This is a genomic window from Streptomyces similanensis (assembly GCF_039543625.1).
Lineage (GTDB): Bacteria > Actinomycetota > Actinomycetes > Streptomycetales > Streptomycetaceae > Streptomyces > Streptomyces similanensis.
The window spans coordinates 13,445-37,033 of the sequence record NZ_BAABKC010000094.1 but is presented as its reverse complement, the minus strand read 5'-3'; the positions used below and the strand labels follow the sequence as shown (position 1 = coordinate 37,033).

16 protein-coding genes are annotated in these 23,589 nt (G+C 75.9%); 11 read left to right on the top strand and 5 right to left on the bottom strand.

Annotated elements, in window-relative coordinates:
• Positions 1 to 90 precede the first annotated feature (90 nt).
• From ABEB07_RS28690 to ABEB07_RS28680, 3 genes are read left to right on the top strand one after another with little or no spacing between them, the layout of a single operon-like run.
• Positions 91 to 1,551 (top strand): hypothetical protein, encoded by a 1,461-nt coding sequence (locus ABEB07_RS28690; RefSeq protein ID WP_345671007.1) that lies wholly within the window; start codon positions 91 to 93, stop codon positions 1,549 to 1,551.
• A gap of 35 nt (positions 1,552 to 1,586) precedes the next feature.
• Positions 1,587 to 2,600 carry a glutamate ABC transporter substrate-binding protein gene (locus tag ABEB07_RS28685; protein ID WP_345671006.1) on the top strand — a complete coding sequence of 338 codons (1,014 nt, stop codon included), beginning with the start codon at positions 1,587 to 1,589 and terminating at the stop codon, positions 2,598 to 2,600.
• Between the two features lie 50 nt (positions 2,601 to 2,650).
• A complete protein-coding gene (locus ABEB07_RS28680; protein ID WP_345671005.1) occupies positions 2,651 to 3,967 on the top strand; it encodes a hypothetical protein in 1,317 nt (438 codons plus the stop codon).
• Between the two features lies 1 nt (position 3,968).
• On the opposite strand, the gene ABEB07_RS39295 is transcribed toward ABEB07_RS28680, so the two are convergent.
• Entirely contained in the window at positions 3,969 to 4,322 is a 354-nt protein-coding gene (locus ABEB07_RS39295; protein WP_425589089.1) for a hypothetical protein, read from the bottom strand.
• Here ABEB07_RS39295 and ABEB07_RS28675 point away from each other — a divergent pair.
• From ABEB07_RS28675 to ABEB07_RS28660, 4 genes are all read left to right on the top strand, one after another.
• Entirely contained in the window at positions 4,297 to 6,744 is a 2,448-nt protein-coding gene (locus ABEB07_RS28675) for a serine/threonine-protein kinase (protein WP_425589088.1), read from the top strand. The two genes, ABEB07_RS39295 and ABEB07_RS28675, sit on opposite strands and share 26 nt — an antisense overlap.
• Before the next feature lie 3 nt (positions 6,745 to 6,747).
• On the top strand, positions 6,748 to 8,070 hold the full coding sequence (locus ABEB07_RS28670; protein ID WP_345671003.1) for a PP2C family serine/threonine-protein phosphatase: 1,323 nt from the start codon (positions 6,748 to 6,750) through the stop codon (positions 8,068 to 8,070).
• A gap of 136 nt (positions 8,071 to 8,206) precedes the next feature.
• Positions 8,207 to 9,553, top strand: a complete 1,347-nt coding sequence (locus ABEB07_RS28665; protein ID WP_176148996.1) for a vWA domain-containing protein — start codon at positions 8,207 to 8,209, stop codon at positions 9,551 to 9,553.
• A gap of 105 nt (positions 9,554 to 9,658) precedes the next feature.
• The gene (locus ABEB07_RS28660; protein ID WP_345671001.1) at positions 9,659 to 11,230 is read left to right on the top strand and encodes an FHA domain-containing protein; all 1,572 of its coding nucleotides are present in this window, start codon (positions 9,659 to 9,661) and stop codon (positions 11,228 to 11,230) included.
• Positions 11,231 to 11,305: 75 nt separating this feature from the next.
• Here the strand turns inward: ABEB07_RS28660 and ABEB07_RS28655 are convergent, their stop codons facing one another.
• Entirely contained in the window at positions 11,306 to 12,334 is a 1,029-nt protein-coding gene (locus ABEB07_RS28655) for a methyltransferase domain-containing protein (protein ID WP_345671000.1), read from the bottom strand.
• 156 nt (positions 12,335 to 12,490) lie between these two features.
• Between ABEB07_RS28655 and ABEB07_RS28650 the strand changes: the two genes are divergently transcribed.
• From ABEB07_RS28650 to ABEB07_RS28635, 4 genes are all read left to right on the top strand, one after another.
• The gene (locus ABEB07_RS28650; protein ID WP_345670999.1) at positions 12,491 to 12,895 is read left to right on the top strand and encodes a globin; all 405 of its coding nucleotides are present in this window, start codon (positions 12,491 to 12,493) and stop codon (positions 12,893 to 12,895) included.
• A 183-nt stretch (positions 12,896 to 13,078) separates the two neighbouring features.
• Positions 13,079 to 16,375, top strand: a complete 3,297-nt coding sequence (locus tag ABEB07_RS28645; protein ID WP_345670998.1) for an FtsX-like permease family protein — start codon at positions 13,079 to 13,081, stop codon at positions 16,373 to 16,375.
• 1 nt (position 16,376) lies between these two features.
• A complete protein-coding gene (locus ABEB07_RS28640; protein WP_345671050.1) occupies positions 16,377 to 19,169 on the top strand; it encodes an FtsX-like permease family protein in 2,793 nt (930 codons plus the stop codon).
• A gap of 136 nt (positions 19,170 to 19,305) precedes the next feature.
• Positions 19,306 to 20,265, top strand: coding sequence for an ABC transporter ATP-binding protein (locus tag ABEB07_RS28635; RefSeq protein WP_345670997.1), 960 nt, complete (start codon positions 19,306 to 19,308; stop codon positions 20,263 to 20,265).
• 59 nt (positions 20,266 to 20,324) lie between these two features.
• Here ABEB07_RS28635 and ABEB07_RS28630 read toward each other — a convergent pair whose 3' ends face one another.
• The 3 genes from ABEB07_RS28630 to ettA are packed head-to-tail and all read right to left on the bottom strand — an operon-like array spanning position 20,325 to position 23,109.
• The gene (locus ABEB07_RS28630) at positions 20,325 to 21,032 is read right to left on the bottom strand and encodes a hypothetical protein (protein WP_345670996.1); all 708 of its coding nucleotides are present in this window, start codon (positions 21,030 to 21,032) and stop codon (positions 20,325 to 20,327) included.
• Positions 21,029 to 21,436: an acyl-CoA thioesterase gene (locus ABEB07_RS28625; RefSeq protein ID WP_345670995.1), complete on the bottom strand. Its 408-nt coding sequence runs from the start codon at positions 21,434 to 21,436 to the stop codon at positions 21,029 to 21,031. The genes ABEB07_RS28630 and ABEB07_RS28625 overlap by 4 nt, the downstream gene beginning before the upstream one ends.
• Positions 21,437 to 21,444: 8 nt before the next feature.
• On the bottom strand, positions 21,445 to 23,109 hold the full coding sequence (gene ettA / locus ABEB07_RS28620; protein ID WP_176149004.1) for an energy-dependent translational throttle protein EttA: 1,665 nt from the start codon (positions 23,107 to 23,109) through the stop codon (positions 21,445 to 21,447).
• Positions 23,110 to 23,589: the final 480 nt, after the last annotated feature.

Genomic DNA, 23,589 nt, shown 5'->3' with positions numbered 1-23,589 from the left:
GTGATCGGACCAAGATCGAGTGAAGCCGGTGCGGACGCCGGTGCCGGCAGGGATACTTGCGGCGACCGATGACCACGGGGGAGGTCAGCAGTGACACACTCGCCGAACGGCAGCGCGGCGCCACCGAGCCGCCCCCTGCCCGTGATCCCGGCCGTGCCGGCGCAGCCGGGCCCGCCGGCCGGCCCGCCGCACCCGGCCGCTCCCGCCCCCCTCCCGGCGCCCGCGCGCCGCACCGCCTTCGCCGAGGGCGTGGACCGGCTGCGCGCCGCCGCCGTCACCGAACCGGGCCGGCTGCGCGCCATCGGCGCCGTACTCGCCCTGCTGGTCATCGCGTTCGGCGCGGTCACCGCCTGGCAGACCACGGACCGGGCCGGCGCCGCCGACGACGTCCTGCACCGCAGCCAGCCGCTCAGCTCGGACGCCGCCGACATCTACCGCTCCCTGGCCGACGCCAACACGATGGCCGCCGGCGGCTATCTGGCCGGACTCCAGGAGACCGGCGCCACCCGCGAGCGCTACGAGACGGACGTGCGCACCGCCGCCGCCAAACTCGTCACCGCCGCCGCCAACTCCGCCCCCGACTCCCCCTCCGCGGCCACCATCAGCAAGCTCAACGAGCTGCTGCCGCGCTACAAGGGCCTGGTGGAGACCGCCCGCGCCAACAACCGCCAGGGCTTCCCCGTCGGCGGCGCCTACCTGCGGGCCGCCAACACCACCATGCAGGACCAGATGCTGCCGGCCGCCGAGGACCTGTACCAGAAGGAGAACCAGCGGCTGCGCGCCGACTACGCGGACGCGACCCCCTACCCGTGGGCGGCGATCGCCCTCGGCGTCCTCGCCCTGGCCGCCCTCGCCTGGGCGCAGCGCCGCGACTACCGGCGCACCAACCGGGTGCTCAACCACGGCCTGGCCGCCGCCACCGCCGCCTGCGCGGTCGTCCTGCTGTGGCTGGTGGTCGGCCACAGCGTGGCCCGCGCGGGCCTGGACGGCTCCTACGAGCACGGCGTGCGCTCCCTGAACGTGCTGCACGACGCCCGGATCGCCTCCCTGAAGGCCCGCAGCGACGAGAACCTCACCCTGGTCAGCCGGGGCGCGGAGACCAGGACGCTGCCGGACGGCACCGTCATGGACGCCTACGACTGGGCCTACGACCAGGAGATCGGCGCCCTGGGCAAGACCCTCGACCAGGCCGGCGACCTCGCCGACGACGCGGCGGGGCGTGATCCGGTGCGGGCGGCGAGCGCGTCGATGAAGGTCTGGGTCGCCCGGCACACCGAGGCCCGGCAGGCCAACGACTCCGGCGACTACCAGAAGGCCCGCGACCGGGTCATCGGCACGGCCGACAAGGACCGGGCCACCGGCGAGTGCTTCGACAACGTCGACGCCTCGCTGGCCAAGGCGCTCACCCACGAGACCGGCGAGTTCCGGCAGGCCGCCCGGGACGGGCGCGGCGCCATGACCGGCCTGCCGGCCGGCTCCGCCGCCCTGGCGGTGCTCGGCGCGGCCGGCGCCCTGTTCGGCATCGGACGCCGGCTGTCGGAGTACCGGTGAGCGGGGGCGGAGCGAGGGTGGAAGGAGGCGTGCGGATGCGCGTACGACGACTGCGGGCCGGTCTGCGGGGCTGGGGCGGCGTGGGAGCGATGGCGACCGTCTGCGCCCTGGCGCTGGCGTTCGTCCTGCTGCTGCCGCGCACCCAGTCGCACGGCACGGCGCCCGCCGTGGGCGGCTCCCGGGCGGCACAGGGCCTCCAGGCCAGGGCGGGCGACTGCACGGACGCCGACGCCCAGAACCGCAGCCCGGCCCCGTCCGCCGCCGGCGGTCCCACCGTGGACGCCATCAGGAAGCGCGGCTACCTCTCGGTCGGCGTCGACCAGAACAGCTACCGCTGGGGCTACCGCAACCCGAACAACTCCTCCGGCGCGCTGGAGGGCTTCGACATCGACCTCGCGCACCGCATCGCGAAGGAGATCCTCGGCGACGGCGACAAGGTGCAGTTCCGGGCCATCCCCACCAACGAGCGCGTCCCGGCGATCCGCAGCGGCCGGGTCGACATGGTGGTGCGCACCATGACCATCACCTGCGACCGGCTGAAGCAGGTGGCGTTCTCCGCGCCCTACTTCCTGACCGGCCAGCAGGTCCTCGCCCCGCGCACCTCGGCGATCACCGGCTACGACACGTCGCTGGCGGGCAAGCGGGTCTGCTCGGCGACCGGCTCCACCGCCTACGACCACCTGTCCGCCGACCGCAGGAGCGGCACGCTGCCCGCCACCACCGACATCTCCACCACCGTCCCCAACCAGCTGGACTGCCTGGTGCGGCTGCAACTGGGCGAGGTGGACGCGGTGGTGACCGACGGCGCGCTCGCCGCCAGCCAGGCCGCGCAGGACCCGGCGGTGCGGCTCAAGGGCGGCACTTTCACCAAGGAGTACTACGGCGTGGCGATGAAGCTGGGCGCCGACGACCTGGTGCGTCAGGTCAACCGAATACTGGACCAGTACCGCAAGGACGGGGGCTGGAAGGCGTCGTACGACAAGTGGCTGTCCCCGACGCTGGGCGCGGACTCCGGCTCGGCGACCCCGCCGGTCCCCGTCTACCGGTGACCCGGCCGGCGCCCCACACACGGAACACGAAGAGCAGCGAGAGGTGATCGATGGGCGGCACGGACCCCGCCGGGCCGGTGCTCGACCGCGACGAGGTGGACCGTGCGCTGGCGCGGCTCGGCGCGGAGCACGAGGCGATCGAGACCTCGCTCCTGGCCCTGCAGGACCACGCGGGCCGCAGACTGCTGGAGGGCGCCGGGCTGACCGGCGTCACCCGGGAGCGCTGGGCGGCCACGGAGGCGTCGATAACGCTGCTGTGGACGTACTTCGACGCGTACACCGCGGCACTGCGCACCGCCCGTGAGATCCGTGCCCGCCGCCGCTGGTCGAGCCGCGAGGACCTGGTGGAGCTGACCGGGCTGCTGCGCGGCGAATCGGTGACGGTGGCCGGCTCGGCCGCGCCCGCCGAGCCGGGCGGCGCCCGGCTGAGCCGCACCTTCACGCTGGCCGCCCTGGTGGACCGGATGAACGAGCTGTACGCGTCCGGTCTGGACATGGTGGTCGCCGCCGACGCCGTGTGGTCGGCGCTGCCCGCCCGGATCGACCTGCTCGCCGCGGAGCTCCAGCGCACCCGGCGGCTCGCGCACTCGGTCGGCGTCCGCCCCGGCGAGCACCCGGCCGGCGACGACCTGGAGCGCATCACGCGCACCCTGACCCGGCTGCGCGAGCAGGTGGTCTCCGACCCGCTCGCCTTCTGGGTCCCGGCGCAGGGCAGTTCGGCGCCCGGCGGCGGCCGCCCCGACACCACCGTCTACGACCGTGAGGCGCGGGCCCTCGACGAGGTGCGCCGGGAGATCGACGCGGTGCTCGGGGTGCGCCAGGACGCCGAGCAGCGGCTGATCAAGCTGCGCGACCTGCTCTCCCGCGCCGACCGCACGCTCGCCGAGGCGCGCACCGCGCGCGGCGAGGTGCTGGCGAAGATCGCCGCCACCGAGGTGCCGGTGGTCAGCGGCCCGCCGACCGCGCTCCAGGAGCAGCTGGCGGCGGCCGCCGAGTACCGCAGGCAGGCCCAGTGGCACCGCCTCTCGCCGCTGCTGGAGTCGCTCGAGCAGAAGGCGGAGGACGAACTGCTGCGCGCCCGCGAGTCGTTGACGGCGGTCACCGCACCGCTCGCGGTCCGCGCCGAGCTGCGCGGCCGGCTGGACGCGTACAAGGCGAAGGTGGCCCGGCACGGCCTGGCGGAGGACCCGCTGCTGGTCGAGCGGTACGACGCGGCACGGCGCATGCTGTGGAGCGCGCCCTGCGATCTGCGGGTGGCCGAGCAGACGGTGCTGCGCTACCAGCAGGCGGCGGCCGAACTGCTCGGCGCCGCACGGGTGCCGCGTCAGGGCGGCCCCCAGGACGGCGACGGCGGGGGTGAGTCATGAGTCAGGCGGGGCAGACGTGCCAGCGGCCGGACTGCGAGGGCGCGTACGAGGACGTCGGCGGCGGCGAGCTGTACTGCGACACCTGCGGTCTGGCGCCGGTGGTGTCGGGGTCGGCGGCGGTCCGGTCCGAGCGCGGCCGGGACAGCGGGGACGGCATGGTCTCCTCGCCGCCCACCGGCGTCACCGGCGGCGGCGAGGGGGCCGGCTCGGCGGGCAGCTCCAGCGCGCGCACCGGCAGTTCGCGCACCTCGTCGCAGTCGTCGCGGTCGCGCCGCTCGGTGTCGGGGCGGCTCTCGCGCTCGCTGTCGGGCCGCTCCACCAGCCGTTCGGTGTCGGTGCGCGGCTCCGGCTCCACGGCGGGCTCCACGGCGCGCGGCCGGCTGGGCGCGGGACTGGTGTCGGTGCCGCAGGTGCCGCGCCCCGACCCGCACTCGATGGTGCTGGCCGACCCGGAGGTGCCCGAGCGCAAGCGGTTCTGCTCCCGCTCGGACTGCGGGGCGCCGGTCGGCCGGGCGCGCGGCGAGCGGCCGGGACGCACGGAGGGCTTCTGCACCAAGTGCGGCCACCCGTACTCGTTCGTGCCCAAGCTGCGCGCCGGCGACATCGTGCACGGGCAGTACGAGGTGGTGGGCTGCCTCGCGCACGGCGGCCTCGGCTGGATCTACCTGGCCGTGGACCGGGCGGTCTCCGACCGGTGGGTGGTGCTCAAGGGCCTGCTGGACACCGGCGACCAGGACGCGATGGCCGCGGCCATCTCCGAGCGGCGTTTCCTGGCGGAGATCGAGCACGCCAACATCGTGCGGATCTACAACTTCGTGGAGCACCTGGACCAGCGCACCGGCTCCCTCGACGGCTACATCGTCATGGAGTACGTCGGCGGCAAGTCGCTCAAGGAGATCGCCAACTCCCGCCGCACGGAGGACGGCCGGCGCGATCCGCTGCCGGTGGAGCAGGCGTGCGCGTACGGCATCGAGGCGCTGGAGGCGCTCGGCCATCTGCACAGCCGCAACCTGCTGTACTGCGACTTCAAGGTCGACAACGCGATCCAGACCGAGGACCAGCTCAAGCTGATCGACATGGGCGCGGTGCGCCGCATGGACGACGACGAGTCGGCGATCTACGGCACGGTCGGCTACCAGGCGCCGGAGGTCGCCGAGGTCGGCCCGTCGGTGGCCAGCGACCTGTACACGGTGGGGCGCACGCTCGCCGTCCTCGCCTTCGACTTCCAGGGCTACACCAACGTCTACGTCGACTGTCTGCCGGACCCGGACACCATCGAGGTCTTCCGCCGCTACGAGTCGTTCTACCGCCTGCTGGTGCGGGCCACCGACCCGGACCCGGCCCGGCGGTTCGCCTCCGCGCAGGAGATGGCCGAGCAGCTGACGGGCGTGCTGCGGGAGGTGGTCTCCCTCCAGACCGGCCAGGCCCGTCCGGCCCTGTCCACCCTGTTCGGCCCGGAACTGCGCGTCACCGACACGGAGTTGTTCCCCCCGCTGGAGGGCGACGTGTCCCGGCTGGGGGCGCGGGCGGCGCGAGCGGGCAGGTCCAGGACCCGGTCCGCCGCGACGGTCGCGCCGGGCGCCACGGCGCCGGGAGGCGGGCGCGCGCACGGCAACCCGGGTGCGCCGGGCACGCCAAGCGCGGCGGGCGCCCTGGGTGGTTCGGACGGTTCGGGGGGTCAGGGCGCCCTGAGCGGCGCGGACGGCCCCGCGACCCCAGGCGCTGCGGGCGCTGCGGGCGGTCAAGCGGCTCCGGGGGCGCCGGACGGCCCCGGCGCGTGGAGCCGCCCCGCCGCACCCGGCGGCCCGGGGGCGACCGGCGGCCCGGGGGCGACCGTGCTCGTCAAGGCGGTCGTCGCGCCGGTCGCGGCGCTCGCGCTGCCCGTCCCGCACGTCGACCCCACCGACCCCAACGCCGGTTTCCTGGCCGGCCTGCTGGCGTCCGCGCCCGGTGAGCTGATCAACGCGCTGGCCGCCGCGCCCGCGCAGTCCACCGAGACCCGGCTGCGCCAGATCCGCGCCCGGCTGGAGACCGGCGAGCCGGGCACGGCCTCCGAGGTGCTGCGCGCGCTGGAGGAGCGGCACCCCGACGACTGGCGGGTCGTCTGGTACCGGGGCGTGGTCTCCCTGGTCACCGGCGACCACGAGGAGGCGGCCCTCGCCTTCGACGCGCTCTACGACGCCTTCCCCGGCGAGATCGCGCCCAAGCTGGCGCTCGGCCTGTGCGCGGAGGTCCTCGGGCAGCTCGACAACGCCGCCGAGTACTACCGCCTGGTGTGGAAGACCGACCCGAGCTACGTCAGCGCGGCGTTCGGCCTGGCCCGGGTACGGCTGGCCGGCGGGGACCGGCGCGGCGCGGTACGGACCCTGGAGTCGGTGCCGGAGGCGTCCATCCACTACACGGCGGCCCGCGTGGCGGCCGTACGGGCACGGCTCAGGCACCGTACGGCGCTCGCCTCCGACACGCCGTTCGCGGAGGATCTGACGGCCGCCGCCGGGCAGGTGGAGGCGCTGCGCGCGTACGGTCTGGACCCGGCGCGGCGCGAGCTGTTGTCGGCGGAGGTCCTCGGCTGCGCGCTGGACTGGATACTCTCCGGGGGAGGAGCCGCCGAGGCGGCCTCCCGGCGGGTGCTGCTCGGCAGCGACCTGGACGAGCGCGGCCTCCGCTTCGGCCTGGAGCGCTCGTACCGCACGCTGGCCCGGCTGGCGCCCGGCGGCAAGGAAAGGATCGACCTGGTGGAACGTGCCAATCGTTACCGCCCCCGGACGTGGGTGTAGTTGATGTCGCAGATGCCCCAGCAGGCCGCCCTGTCGAACTGCCCGAGCTGCGCGGAGCCGCTGGAGTCGGACGACCGGTTCTGCGGCGCCTGCGGATACGACCTGTCGACGGCCGCCGCGCCGTCGCCCGACACGCCGACGCTGACGATGGGCCGCGGCGCGGTGCCGCGCCCGGCCGCGCCCGCCGAGGGCGGCGCGCCGGGCGACGACAGGAGGCAGCCCGCCCCGCCGAGCGCGGGGGTGCGCTTCGACCGGCCGGCCGAGCCCGAGGAGTACCCGTTGCAGGCTCCCGACCCGGACCGGACGCCCGACCCCCGGCACGGCACCGAGTCCGCCGCGCCTGACGCCGTACCGGGAACCGGCCACGGTGCCGTCCCCGGAACCGGCCCCGAGGCCGCGCCCGGGACGGCCGCCGCGGTGTGCGTGGCGTGCCGCGCGGGCCGGGTCGACAGCGACGGCTACTGCGAGAACTGCGGGCACGCCCAGCCGCGCGAACGCGACCACATGGAGCAGGAGTCGGGCCCGGTGGCCGCGGTCAGCGACCGGGGTCTGCGCCACCACCGCAACGAGGACGCGTTCGCCCTCGGCCGCACCGCGCTGCCCGACGGCACGGCCGCCTCGGTGGCGATCGTCTGCGACGGCGTGTCCTCCGCGACCCGCCCCGACGAGGCGTCCCTGGCCGCGTCCCGCACCGCGAACGAGTCCCTGCTGACCTCCCTGGCCCGGGGCGCCCACCCGCAGCAGGCCATGCACGAGGCGATCGTCGCCGCCGCGCGGTCCGTCGACGCGCTGGCCGACGAGGGCGCCGGCGCCCGCGAGCACGCCCCGCACCAGAACGCGCCCGCCTGCACCCTGGTCGGCGCGGTGGTCACCGGCGAACTGCTGGTCGTCGGCTGGGTCGGCGACAGCCGCGCCTACTGGGTCCCGGTGGACCGCGCCGCCCCGGCCGCCCGGCTCACCGAGGACGACTCCTGGGCCGCGCAGATGGTCGCCGCCGGCCTGATGAGCGAGGCGGAGGCGTACGCCGACGAGCGCGCCCACGCGATCACCGGCTGGCTCGGCGCGGACGCCTACGAACTGGAGCCGCACACCGCCTCGTTCAAGCCGGACCGGCCCGGTGTGGTGGTGGTCTGCACGGACGGCCTGTGGAACTACGCCGAGTCGGCCGAGGAGATGGCCCAGGTGCTGCCCCTGGACGCGGCGGCGCGTCCGCTGCACAGTGCCAGGGTGCTGGTCGGCCACGCCCTGGACGGCGGGGGCCACGACAACGTAACAGTGGCCCTCGTGCCGTTCCCGCTCCCGCCGCAGGGGGCAGGATCGGCCTGAGGGCAGGCCGCCGGACGGGGACCGGAGTCCGGCGGGCCCGCACCACGGGGAAGCTCCGACGGCCGGTGGGGACCGGTCCGTTCACAGTCGTCAGCCCCGCTCGCCGCGGGGTGTCCGGAGGGGGATCTGGGAAGCCATGGCCAATTTCGCGAAGTCCGGCGCGCCGCGGTTCTCGGTGGACGTATACCAGAACGAGTACCTGCCCGAGGGCGGCCGGGAGGTCAACGCGATCGTCACGGTGACGGCGACCGGCGGCGGCACCCTCGGCACCGCCGTCGGCGCGCCGCACCGGTACGCGCCCGGGCAGGCGCCGTCCGCCGCGGTGGCGATCATGGTCGACTGCTCGGGCTCGATGGACTACCCGCCGGCCAAGCTGCGCAACGCCCGGGAGGCGACGGCCGCTGCGATCGACACCCTGCGCGACGGAACGCGCTTCGCGGTGATCGGCGGCACGCACGTGGCCACGGAGGTCTATCCGGGCGGCGGCCGGCTCGCGGTCGCCGACGCCGCCACCCGCGACCAGGCCAAGCAGGCGCTGCGCCGGCTGAGCGCGGGCGGCGGCACGGCCATCGGCACCTGGCTGCGGCTGGCCGACCGGCTGCTGTCGTCGGCGGACGTCGCCATCCGGCACGGCATCCTGCTCACCGACGGCCGCAACGAGCACGAGGCGCCCGAGGACCTGAAGCGGACGCTGGAGGAGTGCGCCGGCCGTTTCACCTGTGACGCGCGGGGCGTGGGCACCGACTGGGAAGTGAAAGAAGTCACAGGCATCGCCTCGGCCCTGCTCGGCACCGCGGACATCGTCGCCGATCCGGCCGCGCTGGCCGCCGACTTCACGCACATGATGGAGACGGCGATGGGCAAGGAGGTCGCCGACGTCGCCCTGCGGGTGTGGACGCCGGTCGGCACCGCCATCAAGTTCGTCAAGCAAGTCGCCCCGACGGTCGTGGAGTTGACCGACCGCCGCACCGAGGCGGGCCCGCGCGCCGGCGACTACCCCACCGGTTCCTGGGGCGACGAGTCCCGCGACTACCACCTGTGCGTCGAGGTCCCGGCCGCGCACGTGGGCCGCGAGATGCTGGCCGCCCGGGTGTCGCTGGTGGTCCCGCAACCGGACGAACCCGCGCAGAACCTCGGCGCGCAGGGCCTCGTACGGGCCGTGTGGACCGACGACGTGGTCGCCTCCACCGCGATCAGCCCGCAGGTCGCCCACTACACCGGTCAGGCCGAACTGGCACAGGTCATCCAACAGGGTATCGAACTGCGCAAAGCGGGAGATCTCGACGGAGCGACGGCCAAACTGGGTCGTGCGGTGCAGCTCGCCGGCGCCTCGGGGAACGCCGATACTGCGAAACTGCTTGCGAAGGTGGTGGACGTGGTCGACGCGGCGGCAGGTACTGTGCGACTGAAGGCGAAGGTCGCGGAGGCCGACGAGATGACTCTCGAAACCCGGTCCACAAAGACTGTTCGTGTAAAGAAGTGAGCTAGCGAGTGACGCGGGAGAACCGCGTCGGACAGCGAGCCCGGCCCCTCGGGGTGGGAGAAATCCGGCCGATGCGGCCGGAACAGGAGAGGGGGAAGCGCCGACATGCCGACCTGCCCGAACGGACACCAGTCGGGTTCCGACGACTGGTGCGAGGTCTGCGGTCACCGCATGGCCGGTGCCGTACCGCCCCCGCCCCCGCCGCCGCCCGTGGGCGGCTACGGCTTCCCGCCCGCACCCGGCCCGGGCGGCCCCGGCCAGCCCGGTGGCCCCGGCGGGTTCGGCGGTCCCGGTCAGCCCGGTGGCCGTCAGCACCCCGGCGCGGGGCCCGGCGGCGCCCAGCCCGAGCTGTGCCCGCAGTGCCGTACGCCCCGCGAGGGCGGTGCGCCGTTCTGCGAGGAGTGCCGCTGGAACTTCCTGACCAACACGGCCACCTCCTACACCCCGGCCGCGCCGCGCCCCCAGGGTCCCGGCGGCCCGGGTGGCCCGGGCGCGGGTCCCGGCGGTCCCGGCGGACAGGGCGGCACCGGCCCGCGCTTCCCGCAGGCGCCCGGCCCGTCCTTCGGCGGCGGTGACTCCTTCGACTACCAGGGCTCCCGGCCGTCCCAGGTCAACCGGCCCGCCGAGCCGATCCCGCCGTTCGGCGCCGACCCGCAGGGCCGCCCCGGCGGCCCCGGCCCGTTCGGTGCTCCGCCGCCCGGCCCCTCGGGCTTCGGCGGCGACCCGTCCCGTCCGGCCCCGCCGCCGCACGGCGGCCCGAACGGCCCCGGCGGCTTCGGCGGCCCGAACGGACCCGGTGGTCCCGGCGGACCCGGCGGACCCGGTGGGCAGGGCGGCCCTGGTGGCCCGAACGGTCCCGGCGGCTTCGGCGGCCCCGGTGGGCAGGGGGGACCCGGCGGACAGAGCGGCCCCAACGGCCCGGGCGGCTTCGGCGGCCCGAACGGACCCGGCGGTCCCGGCGGTCCCGGCGGTCAGGGTGGCCAGAACGGTCCTGGCGGCCCCGGTGGGCCGGGCGCGCCCCAGGCGTTCCACCAGCCCGGTCCGCAGGCCGCGCCGCCGTTCCCGCAGGAGACGAACCGGCCGCAGCACGGCGGTCCGTCCTTCGGCGGCGGTGACGACGACTGGGTGATCTCCCCGCCGTCGTCCACGGGCCACGGCGGTCCCGGTGGTCCCGGCGGTCCCGGCAACCAGGGCGGCGGCTACGGCTACCCGCAGCCCGGCGGCACCCAGGCCCCGCCTGGCCAGGCGTTCCCGCAGCAGCCCCAGCAGCCGGCGACGTGGACGGCGACGATCGGTCCCGACCGCGAGTACTTCATGGCGATGATGCACCGCTCGGGGCCCGAGGCCGCGGGGCTGAACCTGCCCGCGTACTCGCCCGAGCAGCAGCGCACGCTCAGTGGCAACCAGATCACCATCGGCCGCCGCCGGCACTCCACCGGCGACACCCCCGACATCGACCTGTCGGTGCCGCCGGAGGACCCGGGCGTCTCGCACCAGCACGCGGTGCTGGTCCAGCAGCCGGACGGCACCTGGGCGGTGGTCGACCAGAACTCGACCAACGGCACGACGGTCAACGGTTCCGAGGAGCCCATCCAGCCCTTCGTGCCGGTGCCGCTCCAGGACGGCGACCGGGTGCACGTCGGCGCGTGGACGACGATCACCGTCCGGCGCGGCTGACCACCACCACCGGCGGCCGGCCCCCGGCCGGTCCGCCGGTCGCTCCGGCCGACGGCCGATCGGCGCGTGCGCCGGTCAGCCCGGCAGGGGCCAGGTGTGCGGCCCCGCCGGGTCGTCCAGCCACGCCCACGCGTGCTCGCCGCGCACGGTGATGCCGTAGCGCTCGCGCTCCGGGCGCCCCTCGCGCCGCCACAGGTCGTACGCCGCGCGCGGGTCCGTCCGGCCGCGGGTCAGGGCCAGCAGGAAGTGGAACAGCTCGTCCTCGCGGGCCCGCGCGGGCAGCCCGTCCAGCCGCGGGAGCGGCGCCTCGGGACCGCCGCCGCGCAGCGGCACGAAGTAGGCGGGGGTGTCCAGGAACCGGCCCTCGGCGTGGGCGGCGTCCCGTACGGTCAGGGCGACCAGGCCGGTGGCGAGCGGCGCGAGGACGCGCCCGCCCGGGACACTCTGGGCGAGCCAGGCGCGCGGGACGGTGGGCAGCCCGCAGGTGGCGATGATCCGGTCGTAGGGGGCGCGTGCGGCGACTCCCCGCGCGCCGTCGCCGGTGACGACGACGGGGCGGTACCCGGCCGCCGCCAGGTGGCGGCGCGCCGCCTCGGTGATCTCCGGCTCCAGGTCGACGCTGGTGACGAGGGCGTCGTCGCCGAGCCGGCGGGCGAGCAGGGCGGCGTTGTAGCCAGTGCCCGCGCCGATCTCCAGGACCCGGTCGCCGTCCGCGACCCGCAGCTCGGCCAGCATCCGGGCCATCAGCGAGGGCTGGCTGCTGGAGGAGACCAGTTCCCCGTCGCGCATCCGGGTGGCCAGCGGAACGTCCTCGTAGGCGCCGCGCAGCCAGCGCTCGCGCGCCGCGGGATCCGGGCTCTCGCCCCAGCGCCGTTCGTAGCCCCCGGCGCCGGCGACGTAGTAGTACGGCACGAACAGGTGCCGCGGCACCGCAGCGAACACCGCCCGCCACCCGGGGTCGGCCGCCCACGCCCCGCTCGCGTCGATCTCCCGCACCAGCGCGGCCCGCGCCCGCCCGACGAGGTACGCCGACTCCCCGTCGCCCTTGTCGCCCCGGTCGGCCCGGTCGGCCCCGTCTTCACTGATCTCGGCATGCGCGCCCATGACTCCACTGTGCGGCGCGGGCGGCCGCGAGGCGAGCACCGGCGGCTCCGGGCCGCGTGCCGGAGGCGGTCGTAGGACCGAAGTCCTCCGCCCGCCGTCTGAGACCATGGACGGGTACGGCACAGTCCCCGGCACGACATTGTGAGGCAACCAGACGTGACCGAGATGCGGCGCGGCACGCTTCCGGAGCAGACGTTCTACGAGCAGGTCGGCGGGGAGGAGACGTTCCGCCGGCTCGTGCACCGTTTCTACGCGGGCGTCGCCGGTGATCCGGAGCTGCGTGCCATGTACCCGGAGGAGGACCTCGGTCCGGCCGAGGAGCGGCTGCGGCTGTTCCTGATCCAGTACTGGGGCGGCCCGACGACGTACGGCGAGCGGCGCGGCCACCCGCGGCTGCGGATGCGGCACATGCCGTTCACGGTGGACCGGGCCGCGCACGACGCATGGCTGCGGCACATGCGCGCGGCCGTCGACGAGCTGGGCCTGCCGCCGGAGCAGGAGCAGACGCTGTGGAACTACCTGACGTACGCGGCGGCCTCCATGGTCAACACCCCCGACTGAGCCGTACGACGCTCACGACGGAGCCGTACGACGCTCCCGGCCGCGAAGCTGAGCCCCGCATTCCGGTCGCCCGGCGCCGGATTTCGGTCACGATCCGGTCAAGTTCGGTAAAGAAGCGCTTTCTAGCCGCCCCTCCCCTCTGACAACATCACTCGGAGATCCGGACGACACGGGGGGAGCCGGGTGGCGGGGTTCACGGGGTTCGTCCTGTCGCGGGCGCGCGCGCACCGGCTGCTCCTGGCCGCCGCGCTGCTGACGGTCCTGCTGACCACGGCGGTGCTGGCGACGTTCGCCTCGTACGCGGGCGCGATCGGCGACGCCGCCCTGCGGCACTCGCTGCGCGAGCCCCGCACCGCCGCCGACGCCACCCTGGTCGTGCGGAGCGAGGTGTCCCCGGCCGGCCGCCCCGCCCTCGACGCCGCCGTACGCGCGCAGGCGCACCAGGCGTTCGACGGCCTGCCGGTCACCGTCCGCTCGCTGGCCCGGTCCGGCCCCTACGCCCTGCCCCGCTCGCTCCGGCCCGCCGCCGAACGCTCGGGCGACCCGGACCTCACCTACTTCGCCGCCCTGGACCCCGGTCAGGTGCGCCTGGTCGCCGGACGGCCGCCCGCCGCCACGGCCTCCGGCGACCTGGAGGCCGCCCTCCCCGAGACCGCCGCGCGCCGCCTCGGCCTCGGAGCCGGCGCCCGGCTCACCCTCGCCGACCGCCTCGGCGGCCCGAAGGTCACCGTACGGATCACCGGCCTGTACCGGCCCGCCCACGCCGACGCGCCGTACTGGCTGCTGGACGACCTGGGCGGGCGCGGCGTCCGCAAGCTCGGCTTCACCCTGTACGGCCCGCTGCTCGCCGGGCCCGGCGTCCTGGCCGGGGACCGGGTGAGCGCCGGGCCCACCGGCTGGCAGGTCTCGGCGGACTTCTCCCGGCTGAGCGCCGGCCGGATCGGCGCGCTGCGCGACGCGGCCGGCGCGGGCGCTGCGGCGCTGCGCACGTCCGCGGCGGCGGACGGCGCCCCCGAGGTGACGACCGCGCTGCCCGCCACCCTCGACCGGATCGAGCGCTCGCTGCTGGTCGCCCGCTCCACCCTGCTGGTCGCCGCGCTCCAGCTGACCCTGCTCGCCGGGTACGCGCTGCTGCTGGTGGCGCGGCTGCTGAGCAGTGAACGCGCCGCCGAGACCCGGCTGCTGCGGGCGCGCGGCGGCTCGCGCGCCCGGATCGCGGGCCTGGCCGCCGCCGAGGCGCTGCTGCTCGCCCTGCCCGCCGTGCTGTGCGCGCCGCCGCTGGCCGGACCGCTGACCCGGCTGCTGGCCGGGCAGGGCGCCCTGGCCCGGATCGGACTGCGTCCGGACGTGCCCGCGGCCGGGCGGCCCGGGGTGTGGCTGGTGGCGGCCGCCGTGGCGCTGGGCTGCGCGCTCGCGGTCACCCTGCCCGCGCTGACCTCGTCGTTCACGGTGGTGCGCCGGGCCCGCGCACTGCCCGCGCCGCTGCGGGCGGGCGCCGACGTGGGCCTGCTGGCGGTGGCCGCCGTGGCGTACTGGCAGCTGGACCGGCAGCCGTCCGGCGCGGTCGGCGGCGACCGCGCCGGCACGCTCGGCATCGATCCGCTGCTGGTCACCGCGCCCGCGCTCACCCTTTTGGCCGGCACCGTGCTCACCCTGCGCCTGCTGCCGCCCGCGGCCCGGCTGGCCGAGCGCCGCGCTGGCGGCGGCCGGGGCCTGGGCGCGGCGCTGGCGGGCTGGCAGTTCAGCCGCCGCCCGAACCGCGGCGCGGGCGCGGTGCTGCTGCTGGTGCTCGCCGTCGCGCTCGGCATGCTGGCGATCGGCCAGGGCGCCTCCCAGCACCGTTCGCAGGACGACCGGGCCGACTTCCTGGCCGGCGCGCCGGTACGGGTGCTGGCCGCCGGGGACGGCGAACTGGGCCGCACCGGCCGGTACGCGGCCCTCGGCCACGTACGCTCCGCCGCCCCCGCCGCCCGCACCACGCTCGCCCTGTCCGGCGACCGCACCGCGACCGTGCTCGCCCTGGACACCGCGCACGCCGCGGGCACGGTGCTGATGCGCGCCGACCTGGCGTCCGAGCCGGTGCGGCCGCTGCTGGCGAAGCTCACGCCCCAGGGCGCGGCGGCCGGGGCGAAGGTGCCCGCCGGCGCCACCGGACTGCGGCTGACCGCGGCCCTGCGCTCCTCGGGCGCGGCGAGCGGCCCGGTCGGCGTGGCCGTCACCGTCGAGGACGCGGACGGCATCCCGTACCGCATGCCCGCCGGACCGCTGACCGCCGACGGCCGGGCGCACACCCTGGCCCTGGACCTGCCCGCCGGCGCGGGAGCGCTGACCCTGACCGGCCTCGAACTGGACGTCACCCAGCCCGTCGGCCGGGCCGCACGGCACCGCCTCACCGTGTCCGCCGTCGAGGCCGCCACCGGAGGAGGGCCGGCCCGGCGGCTGGCGCTGCCGACCGCGTGGACGGCCGCTTCGGCCGGCGGCGGCACGGCCGGGTCCGGCGCCGGCGACGCCCGCGCCGTCCCGACCCGCCCGAAGGTGACGTCCACCGCCCCGCTGACCGTGACCTACGGCACCGGCTACACACCGCGCGCGCTGACCGACCTGTCGGGCTCGGGCGCCTCGGTGAGCGTGCAGGTGCGGGCCGCCCAGCCCGCCCGGCCGGAGATCGCGGCCGTCGCCACCGACGCCTTCCTGACCGCGTCCGGCGCCCGCCCCGGCCAGCGCGTGGACGTGGTGTTCGCCGGGCAGAACGTGCCGGTGCGCGTCCTGGCCGCCGTACGGGCCCTGCCCACCACCGCCCAGGGCGCGGCGCCGGGCGACTCGGTGGACGCCGCGCACGACGGCGGCGGACTGCTGCTGGACCTGCGCGCGGTCAACCGGCTGCTGGAGGACCGCTACGGCGTCGGCGTGGCGCCCACCGAATGGTGGCTGGCCGCCGACGCGCGCCACGCGGACGACGTGGCCGCCGCGCTGCGGGCGCTGCCCGACGTCGACCCGGCGCAGGTCGTCGTCCGCGACGAACTGGCCGACCAGTTGCGCGACGACCCGTTCGGCGCCGGACCGAACGCCGCGTTCACCGCCGCGGCCGTGGTCGCCGCCCTGCTGGCCGCCCTCGGGTTCGCGGTGAACGCGGCCGGGACGCTGCGCGAGCGGGACGCCGAGTTCGCCGTCCTGCGCGCGCTGGGCGCACCGCGCCGGCAACTGGCCCGGATGGTCGCCGCCGAACAGGGCGTGCTGGTGGCCGTGGCGCTGGCGGCGGGCGCCGCCCTGGGCGCCGTGCTGGCCCGGGCGGTGATCCCGCTGATCGTGCTGACCGGGCAGGCCGTGAAACCCGTGCCGGGCGTCCTGGTGGACCTGCCGCTGCCGCGGGTGGCGCTGCTGCTGGCCGGTGTCGCCGCCGGACCGCTGCTCGTCACGGCGGTGCTGACCGTACGCCGGACCGACCCGGCGGTGTCCCTACGAGACCGCGGAGGTGAGTGAGGTGCACGCCGTCGTCGCCTCCTGGTTCCGCGTCCGGCTGCGCACCGCGCCGGGCGCCGCGGCCGCCCTCGCCGTGCTGGTCGCGCTGACCGCGTGCCTGGCCGCCGCGCTGCCGCGCACCCTGGACCGCTACGAGGACGCGGGACTGCGCCGGGCCGTCGCCCAGGCGGGCCAGGGCCGCGGCACCGTCTCCGTGCAGGCCCCCACGCCCGACATCCAGCTCCCGGCCCGGCAGCAGGAGCGGGCGCTGCTGCCGGACGCCCTGAGCCGCCAGTACACCGGCCTCCTCGGCACCGTCCCCGGCCCGCTGACCGTCGACCGCGGCCAGTCCGCGTACGGCGTGACGACCGGCAGCGGCCTCGCCGTCTTCGACCCCTGGATCCCCCGGCCCAGCGGGCTGCCCGCGAAGGTGTCCCTGTTCGCGCAGAGCGGCCTGGCCGAGCACTCCGTGCTGCGCGCCGGCCGGCTGCCCAGGGCCGAGGGCTCCGTCACCGGCCGCACCGGCGCGGTGGAGGCCGCCGTCTCCGAGGCCACGGCCAGGAGCCTGCACATCCAGGTCGGCTCGGTCGTCCACGTGCCCAACACGTCCGCCGACACCGTGCTCGCCGTCCGCGTCACCGGCCTGCTCGCCCCGCGCGCACCCGACGGCGCCTACTGGTCGGCCCGGCCGCTGCTGCGCACCCCGGCCCTGATCCAGGTGCCCTCGCAGGACCCCGAACCGCCGAAGTACTGGCTCGGCGCGCTGCTCCTGGCCCCCGAGGCCGCCCCGGCCCTGCTGGGCACCGACGTCTGGCCGGTGCGGTACTGGCAGCTCGCCCCCGACACCCGCGCGCTGCACGCCCGCGACCTGGGAGCGCTGCGGTCCGCGGTCGCCTCCCTGGAGTCGGGCCCCGGACTCGGCCGGGCCCGCGCCCTGACCGACCCGGCCACGCAGACCGGCACCGCGCTCGACGACGTCCTCGGCTCCTACGACCGGCTGCGCTCGGGCGTCGGCCCGCTGGTGTCGGTCGCCGCCGTCGGCGGGGCGACGGTCGCCCTCGTCGTCCTGCTGATGGCCGGCGGCCTCGCCGCCGACCGCCGCCGCGCCGAACTCGCCCTGCTGCGCGCCCGCGGCGCCTCGCTGCGCGTGCTGGCCGGGCGGCTCACGGCGGAGACGGCGGTCGTCGCCGTGCCCGCCGGGGCGCTCGGCCTGGGCGCCGCCCTGCTCGCCGTCGCCGCCGCCCGCGCCGCCTGGTCGGTCGCGGCGGCGACGGCGGTCACGGCCGTCGCCTGCGCCGCGCTGCCGCTGCGCGCCGCCCTCGCCCACCGCACCGTACGGCTGCACGCCCCGCGCCAGGACGCCGCGGCGGTACGGCCCTCCCGGCGCCGTACGGTCGCCGAACTGACGCTGCTGGTGATCGCCGCCGGCGCGGTGGAGGCACTGCGGCGGCGGGGCGTCTCCGGCGGCTCGGGCGCGGCGGGCGCGGCGGACGCCTCGGGCGCGGCGGGTGCTTCGGGCTCGGGCTCGGGCTCGGGCGATCAGCTGATGTCGCTGGCTCCGGTGCTGGTCGGGGTGATCGCGGCGCTGCTGCTGGTCCGGCTGTACCCGCTGCCCCTGCGCTGGCTGACGCGCCCCGCCGCCCGGCTGCGCGGCGCGGTGGGCCATCTGTCGCTGGCCCGCGCGGGCCGCACCTCCGCCTCGGCGGTGCTGCCCCTGCTCGCGCTGCTGACCGCGCTCACCACCGCTGCCTTCGGCGGGTCCGTGCTGACCGGGGTGGCCCAGGCCCGCGACCGCACGGCCCTGCTCGCCGTGGGCGCCGACGCGCGGATCGAGGCCGCGGTCGAGCTGCCCGCCGGCCTGTCCGGCACCGTCCGCGGGATGCCGGGGGTGCGGGCGGCGACGGAGGCGAGCGTCGACTACCGGGCCAAGACCGGCCCGAACCTCACGCCGCTGAAGCTGGCGGGCGTCGCCCCCGCCGAGTACGCGGCGCTGGCTGGCCGCACCGGCCTCGGCGCCTTCCCGGCGCAGCGGCTGCGCCGACCCGCCGACCGCACGGCCCCGCTGCCCGCGCTGGCCTCCCCATCGTCCGCCGCCGCCCACGGCACCGGGCCCTTCACGGTGCAGCTGTCCGACGGCGCCACGGTCACCGTGCGGATCGCCCTGGTCCGCGACCGGACGCCCGCCGTGCCCGGCACCGACTTCCTGGTCGTGGACCGGGCCGGGCTGAGCGGCGAGAGCGCCCGCCCGAGCACGCTGCTGGTGACCGGCGACCACCTGGACGCCGCGGCCCTGCGCACGGCGGCCGGCACGTCGGCGGCCGTACAGGTGCGCGCCGCCGAGCGGGCCCGGTACGCCGACTCGCCCCTCCAGTCCGGAGCCGAGCGCGTCTACGCCGCCGCGGTCGCCGCCGGCGCCGGCTACGCCGTCCTCGCCCTGCTCCTCGCCCTGCTGCGGGCCGCCCCCGAGCGGGCCGCGCTGCTGGCCCGGCTGCGCACCATGGGCCTCACCCGCGCCCAGGGCCGGCGCCTGCTGGTGCTGGAGTCCCTGCCGCAGGCGCTGCTGGCCGCGGCGGGCGGCGCGCTGACCGGCTGGGCGACCATCCGGCTGCTCTCCCCCGGCATCGACCTGACGGCCGTCGCCGTGCCCCCGGCGGCGGCCGCCGCGGGCGCGGGCGCGCTGCGCGCCGACCCGCTCTCCCTGGCCCTGCCCGCGACGGCGGTCCTGCTGCTGGCGGTGGGCGTGGCCGTGGCTCAGGCCTGGTGGACGGGCCGCCGGGGTTCGGTACGGGAACTGCGGGCGGGGGACGCCCGATGAGGCGGCGCGGGCCGAGGGGCGCGGGCGTGGCCGGGCCGCGCGAGCCGCGCCGTGCGGGAGCCGTGGGAAGAGCAGTAACCGCCGGAGCCACCGGCCCCGTACGAGTCGTAAGAGCCGTATCCGCAGGAGCCGCCCGATGACGACGAACCCCACCCTCGCCGACCTGGCCCGGCGCGCCACCGAGGACCGCACCCGGCCCGCCTACGGCCACGACGCGCTGATCAGCTGCGACCGCCTGGTGCGCGTCTTCACCGCCGACGGAGTGGAGGTGCAGGCGCTCCAGGGCCTCGATCTGCTGGTGCGCCGGGGCGAGCTGATGGCGCTGGTCGGCGCCTCGGGCAGCGGCAAGTCCACGCTGATGAACATCCTCGCCGGCCTGGACACGCCCACCGCCGGCGCGGCCCGGGTCGCCGACCACGACCTGCTCGCCATGACCGCCAAGGACCGCCTGCGCTACCGCCGCGAGGTCGTCGGCTTCGTCTGGCAGCAGACCTCCCGCAACCTCCTGCCGTACCTGACCTCCGCGCAGAACGTCGCGCTGCCCATGCAACTGGCCGGCGGCCCCGCCCGCGGCCGCCGGGCCAAGGCCGAACGCGCCCTGGAGCTGCTGGAGATGCTGGAGGTGGCCGACTGCCGCGACCGGCGTCCGCACGAGATGTCCGGCGGCCAGCAGCAGCGGGCGGCGATCGCGGTGGCCCTCGCCAACAACCCCGCCGTCCTGCTCGCCGACGAGCCGACCGGCGAGCTGGACTCGCACACCGGCGAGCAGATCTTCGCCGCCTTCCGCACCGCCAACGAGCGTCTGGGCACCACCATCGTGATCGTCACCCACGACCAGGCGGTGGCCGCCGAGGTGCGCCGCACGGTCGCGATCCGCGACGGCCGCACCTCCACGGAGGTGCTGCGCCGCAGCGAGGTGGACGCGGCGACCGGCGACGAACGGGTGGTGAGCCGGGAGTACGCCATGCTGGACCGGGCCGGCCGCCTCCAGCTGCCCGCCGAGTACACCCGGGCCCTGGGCATGCGCGACCGGGTGGCGCTGGAACTGGAACCGGACCACATCGCGGTCCGCCCGGACGACAGCGAACGGGACTGAGCGGGGCGGACACGGCAGCCGCGCCGGAGTCGGCGCGGGTCCGGCGCGGGGCCGGGGGCTCAGCGGACGCTGACGTCCAGCGTGCCGAGCCCGGAGCGCCGCACCGCGATGGACCCGTACGGGGTCCGCAGCCGCAGCCAGGCCCCGGACGAGAACAGCGCGATCCCGTCCTCCTCGCCCGCTCCGGGCGCTCCGGCCGCCGCCGGGGGCCGGGAGCGCAGGAAGCCGAGGGACTGGGCCGCGTGCACGGCCCGTACCGGCAGCCGGGTGCGGCCGACGGTGCGGGACCAGATCTCCCGCCCGAGCCCGTCCAGCTCCGCGCGGGTGTGCCGCTCGGGCGGCAGCTCCTGGGTGCGGGAGCGGAACTCGGCGACGGCGGCGGACAGCACGGAGCGCAGCGCGTCCACCGGGGGCAGCCCCGGCTCGGTGCGCCAGCCGCCGCGCGGCGGCAGCACGCCGCTCCAGGGCGGCCCGGTCACCGCGGCCGGGACGGCGACGGTGGCGGCCGTCTCGTCCACCGCCTCCAGCAGGTCACCGGCCGAGACGGTCACGTCGAGGGTGACGTCGAGACCGTCCTCGTACGGCTTGGCGAGACGCACCGCGCGCACCGCGAGCACCTCGAACGACGCCGGCCGCCCGAAGACGGCGAGCGCGGTGCCCGCCGCCTGGAGGCGGACGGCGGCGGCCCGGTCGTAGTGGAGCAGCCGGGAGAGGAAGGCGGCGAGGTCGGCCGCCTCCGTGTCGTCGGCGAGATGGAGGACCGTCATGCGGCGACGGCCTCCTCCTCGTCCTGGTACTCGCCGAGGAACTCGCGCTCCTCCGCGGTGATCCGGCGCGGGCGCTGCGCCTCGAAGTCGAAGGGGACGATGACCGTGGAGGCCCGTACGTAGACCGTGTCGCCGTCCTTGACCTCGTATCGGAGGGTGAAGGAGGCCGCCTTGACCTCCGTCACCCACAGCTCGATGTCCACCGGCGCGTGCCGGTGCACCAGCTGGCGCTTGTAGTCGATCTCGTGACGCGCCACCACGGACCCCTGCTTGAACTGCTTGTCCGGGCGGAACAGGAAGTCGATACGGGCCTCCTCCAGGTAGCGGAGGAAGACCACGTTGTTGACGTGGCCGTACGCGTCCATGTCCGCCCAGCGCAGCGGGCAGCGGTAGATGTGGCGCATCTGCTGGATCAGCCCCGGGTCAGCTTCTTGTAGGTGGCGCGGTGCGGACGGGCCGCGTCCGGGCCGAGCCGCTCGATCTTGTTCTTCTCGTACGACTCGAAGTTGCCCTCGAACCAGAACCACTTCGAGTCGCCCTCGTAGGCGAGGATGTGCGTCGCCACCCGGTCGAGGAACCACCGGTCGTGGGAGACGACGACGGCGCAGCCGGGGAACTCCAGCAGCGCGTTCTCCAGGCTGCTGAGGGTCTCGACGTCGAGGTCGTTGGTCGGCTCGTCCAGGAGCAGCAGGTTGCCGCCCTGCTTGAGGGTGAGCGCCAGGTTGAGGCGGTTGCGCTCGCCGCCGGAGAGGATGCCGGCCGGCTTCTGCTGGTCGGGGCCCTTGAAGCCGAAGGCGGAGACGTAGGCGCGGCTCGGCATCTCGACCTGGCCGACGTTGATGTAGTCGAGGCCGTCGGAGACGACCTCCCACAGCGTCTTCTTGGGGTCGATGTTGGAGCGGCCCTGGTCGACGTAGGAGATCTTGACGGTCTCGCCGACCTTGATGTCGCCGCTGTCCGGCGTCTCCAGGCCCTGGATCATCTTGAACAGGGTGGTCTTGCCGGCGCCGTTGGGGCCGATGACGCCGACGATGCCGTTGCGCGGCAGGGTGAAGGACAGGCCGTCGACGAGGATCTTCTCGCCGAAGCCCTTGTGCAGGTCGTTCACCTCGACGACGACGTTGCCCAGGCGCGGGCCCGGCGGGATCTGGATCTCCTCGAAGTCCAGCTTCCGCATCTTGTCGGCCTCGGCGGCCATCTCCTCGTAGCGGGCGAGGCGGGCCTTGGACTTGGCCTGGCGGCCCTTGGCGTTGGAGCGCACCCAGTCCAGCTCTTCCTTGAGCCGCTTCTGGCGCTTGGCGTCCTTCTGGCCCTCGACCTTGAGGCGGGCGGCCTTGGTCTCCAGGTACTTGGAGTAGTTGCCCTCGTAGCCGTGCAGGCGGCCGCGGTCGACCTCGCAGATCCAGCCGGCGACGTTGTCCAGGAAGTACCGGTCGTGGGTCACGGCCACGACGGTGCCGTCGTACTTGGCCAGGTGCTGCTCCAGCCAGTTCACCGACTCGGCGTCGAGGTGGTTGGTGGGCTCGTCCAGGAGCAGCAGGTCGGGCTGCTCCAGCAGCAGCTTGCACAGCGCGACGCGGCGGCGCTCACCGCCGGAGAGGGTGGTGACGGGCCAGTCGCCGGGCGGGCAGCCCAGGGCGTCCATGGCCTGCTCCAGCTGGGCGTCGAGGTCCCAGGCGTTGGCGTGGTCCAGCTCCTCCTGGAGCTTGCCCATCTCGTCGAGCAGCGCGTCGGAGTAGTCGGTCGCCATCAGCTCGGCGATCTCGTTGAACCGGTCGAGCTTGCCCTTGACCTCGGCGACGCCCTCCTGGACGTTCTCCAGGACCGTCTTCTCCTCGGTGAGCGGGGGCTCCTGGAGGAGGATGCCGACGGTGTAGCCGGGCGACAGGTACGCGTCGCCGTTGGAGGGCTGCTCGAGGCCCGCCATGATCTTCAGCACGGTCGACTTGCCGGCACCGTTCGGACCGACGACGCCGATCTTGGCACCCGGCAGGAAGTTCAGGGTGACGTCGTCGAGGATCACCTTGTCGCCGTGCGCTTTGCGCGCCTTGCGCATGGTGTAAATGAACTCAGCCAAGAGAAACCGTCCGGCAGCTTGAAATCTGGCAGTGGGCAGATACACCCCATCTTGCCGCATCGCCACCCCTGCGCGGAAACCCGTTGGGTGGGGGCGCTGTGACCTGGACTTTCGCCGGCGGCGGCTGCGACGCGTCCGTCACTGCCAGTCGCCATCGGGCGCCCTTGGGCGCGCACGGCCCAAGGGCAGCCCAGAAGACGATCACTCGTCCCCCCAGCACACCCTGGGAGATCAGCCGCTCCTGAGCCCGGCGGACGACCCGACTCGCCGACGACCTCCGGCACCAGATCACGACCGGCCGTGTCAAGCCTGGTGAACGCCTCCTGTCATAGGCGGCCCTCGCCGGTCGACCTGAGCCGGCCGCGCCGACGGAAGCACAGCGGCTCGTCGTCAGTACCTGGGTCTACGCTCTCGAAGCGCGCGGCCGGCTTCCGGGGGTTCCAGCTCTGAAGAGAATGGTTGCATCCCCGATCTGTCCGG

Excerpts from the sequence above, each read along its gene's own strand:
- ABEB07_RS28685 (WP_345671006.1), top strand. The coding sequence starts at position 1,587 with ATGCGCGTACGACGACTGCGGGCCGGTCTGCGGGGCTGGGGCGGCGTG.
- ABEB07_RS28680 (WP_345671005.1), top strand. The coding sequence starts at position 2,651 with ATGGGCGGCACGGACCCCGCCGGGCCGGTGCTCGACCGCGACGAGGTG.
- ABEB07_RS28670 (WP_345671003.1), top strand. The coding sequence starts at position 6,748 with ATGTCGCAGATGCCCCAGCAGGCCGCCCTGTCGAACTGCCCGAGCTGC.
- ABEB07_RS28665 (WP_176148996.1), top strand. The coding sequence starts at position 8,207 with ATGGCCAATTTCGCGAAGTCCGGCGCGCCGCGGTTCTCGGTGGACGTA.
- ABEB07_RS28660 (WP_345671001.1), top strand. The coding sequence starts at position 9,659 with ATGCCGACCTGCCCGAACGGACACCAGTCGGGTTCCGACGACTGGTGC.
- ABEB07_RS28655 (WP_345671000.1), bottom strand. The coding sequence starts at position 12,334 with ATGGGCGCGCATGCCGAGATCAGTGAAGACGGGGCCGACCGGGCCGAC.
- ABEB07_RS28635 (WP_345670997.1), top strand. The coding sequence starts at position 19,306 with ATGACGACGAACCCCACCCTCGCCGACCTGGCCCGGCGCGCCACCGAG.
- ABEB07_RS28630 (WP_345670996.1), bottom strand. The coding sequence starts at position 21,032 with ATGACGGTCCTCCATCTCGCCGACGACACGGAGGCGGCCGACCTCGCC.
- ABEB07_RS28625 (WP_345670995.1), bottom strand. The coding sequence starts at position 21,436 with ATGCGCCACATCTACCGCTGCCCGCTGCGCTGGGCGGACATGGACGCG.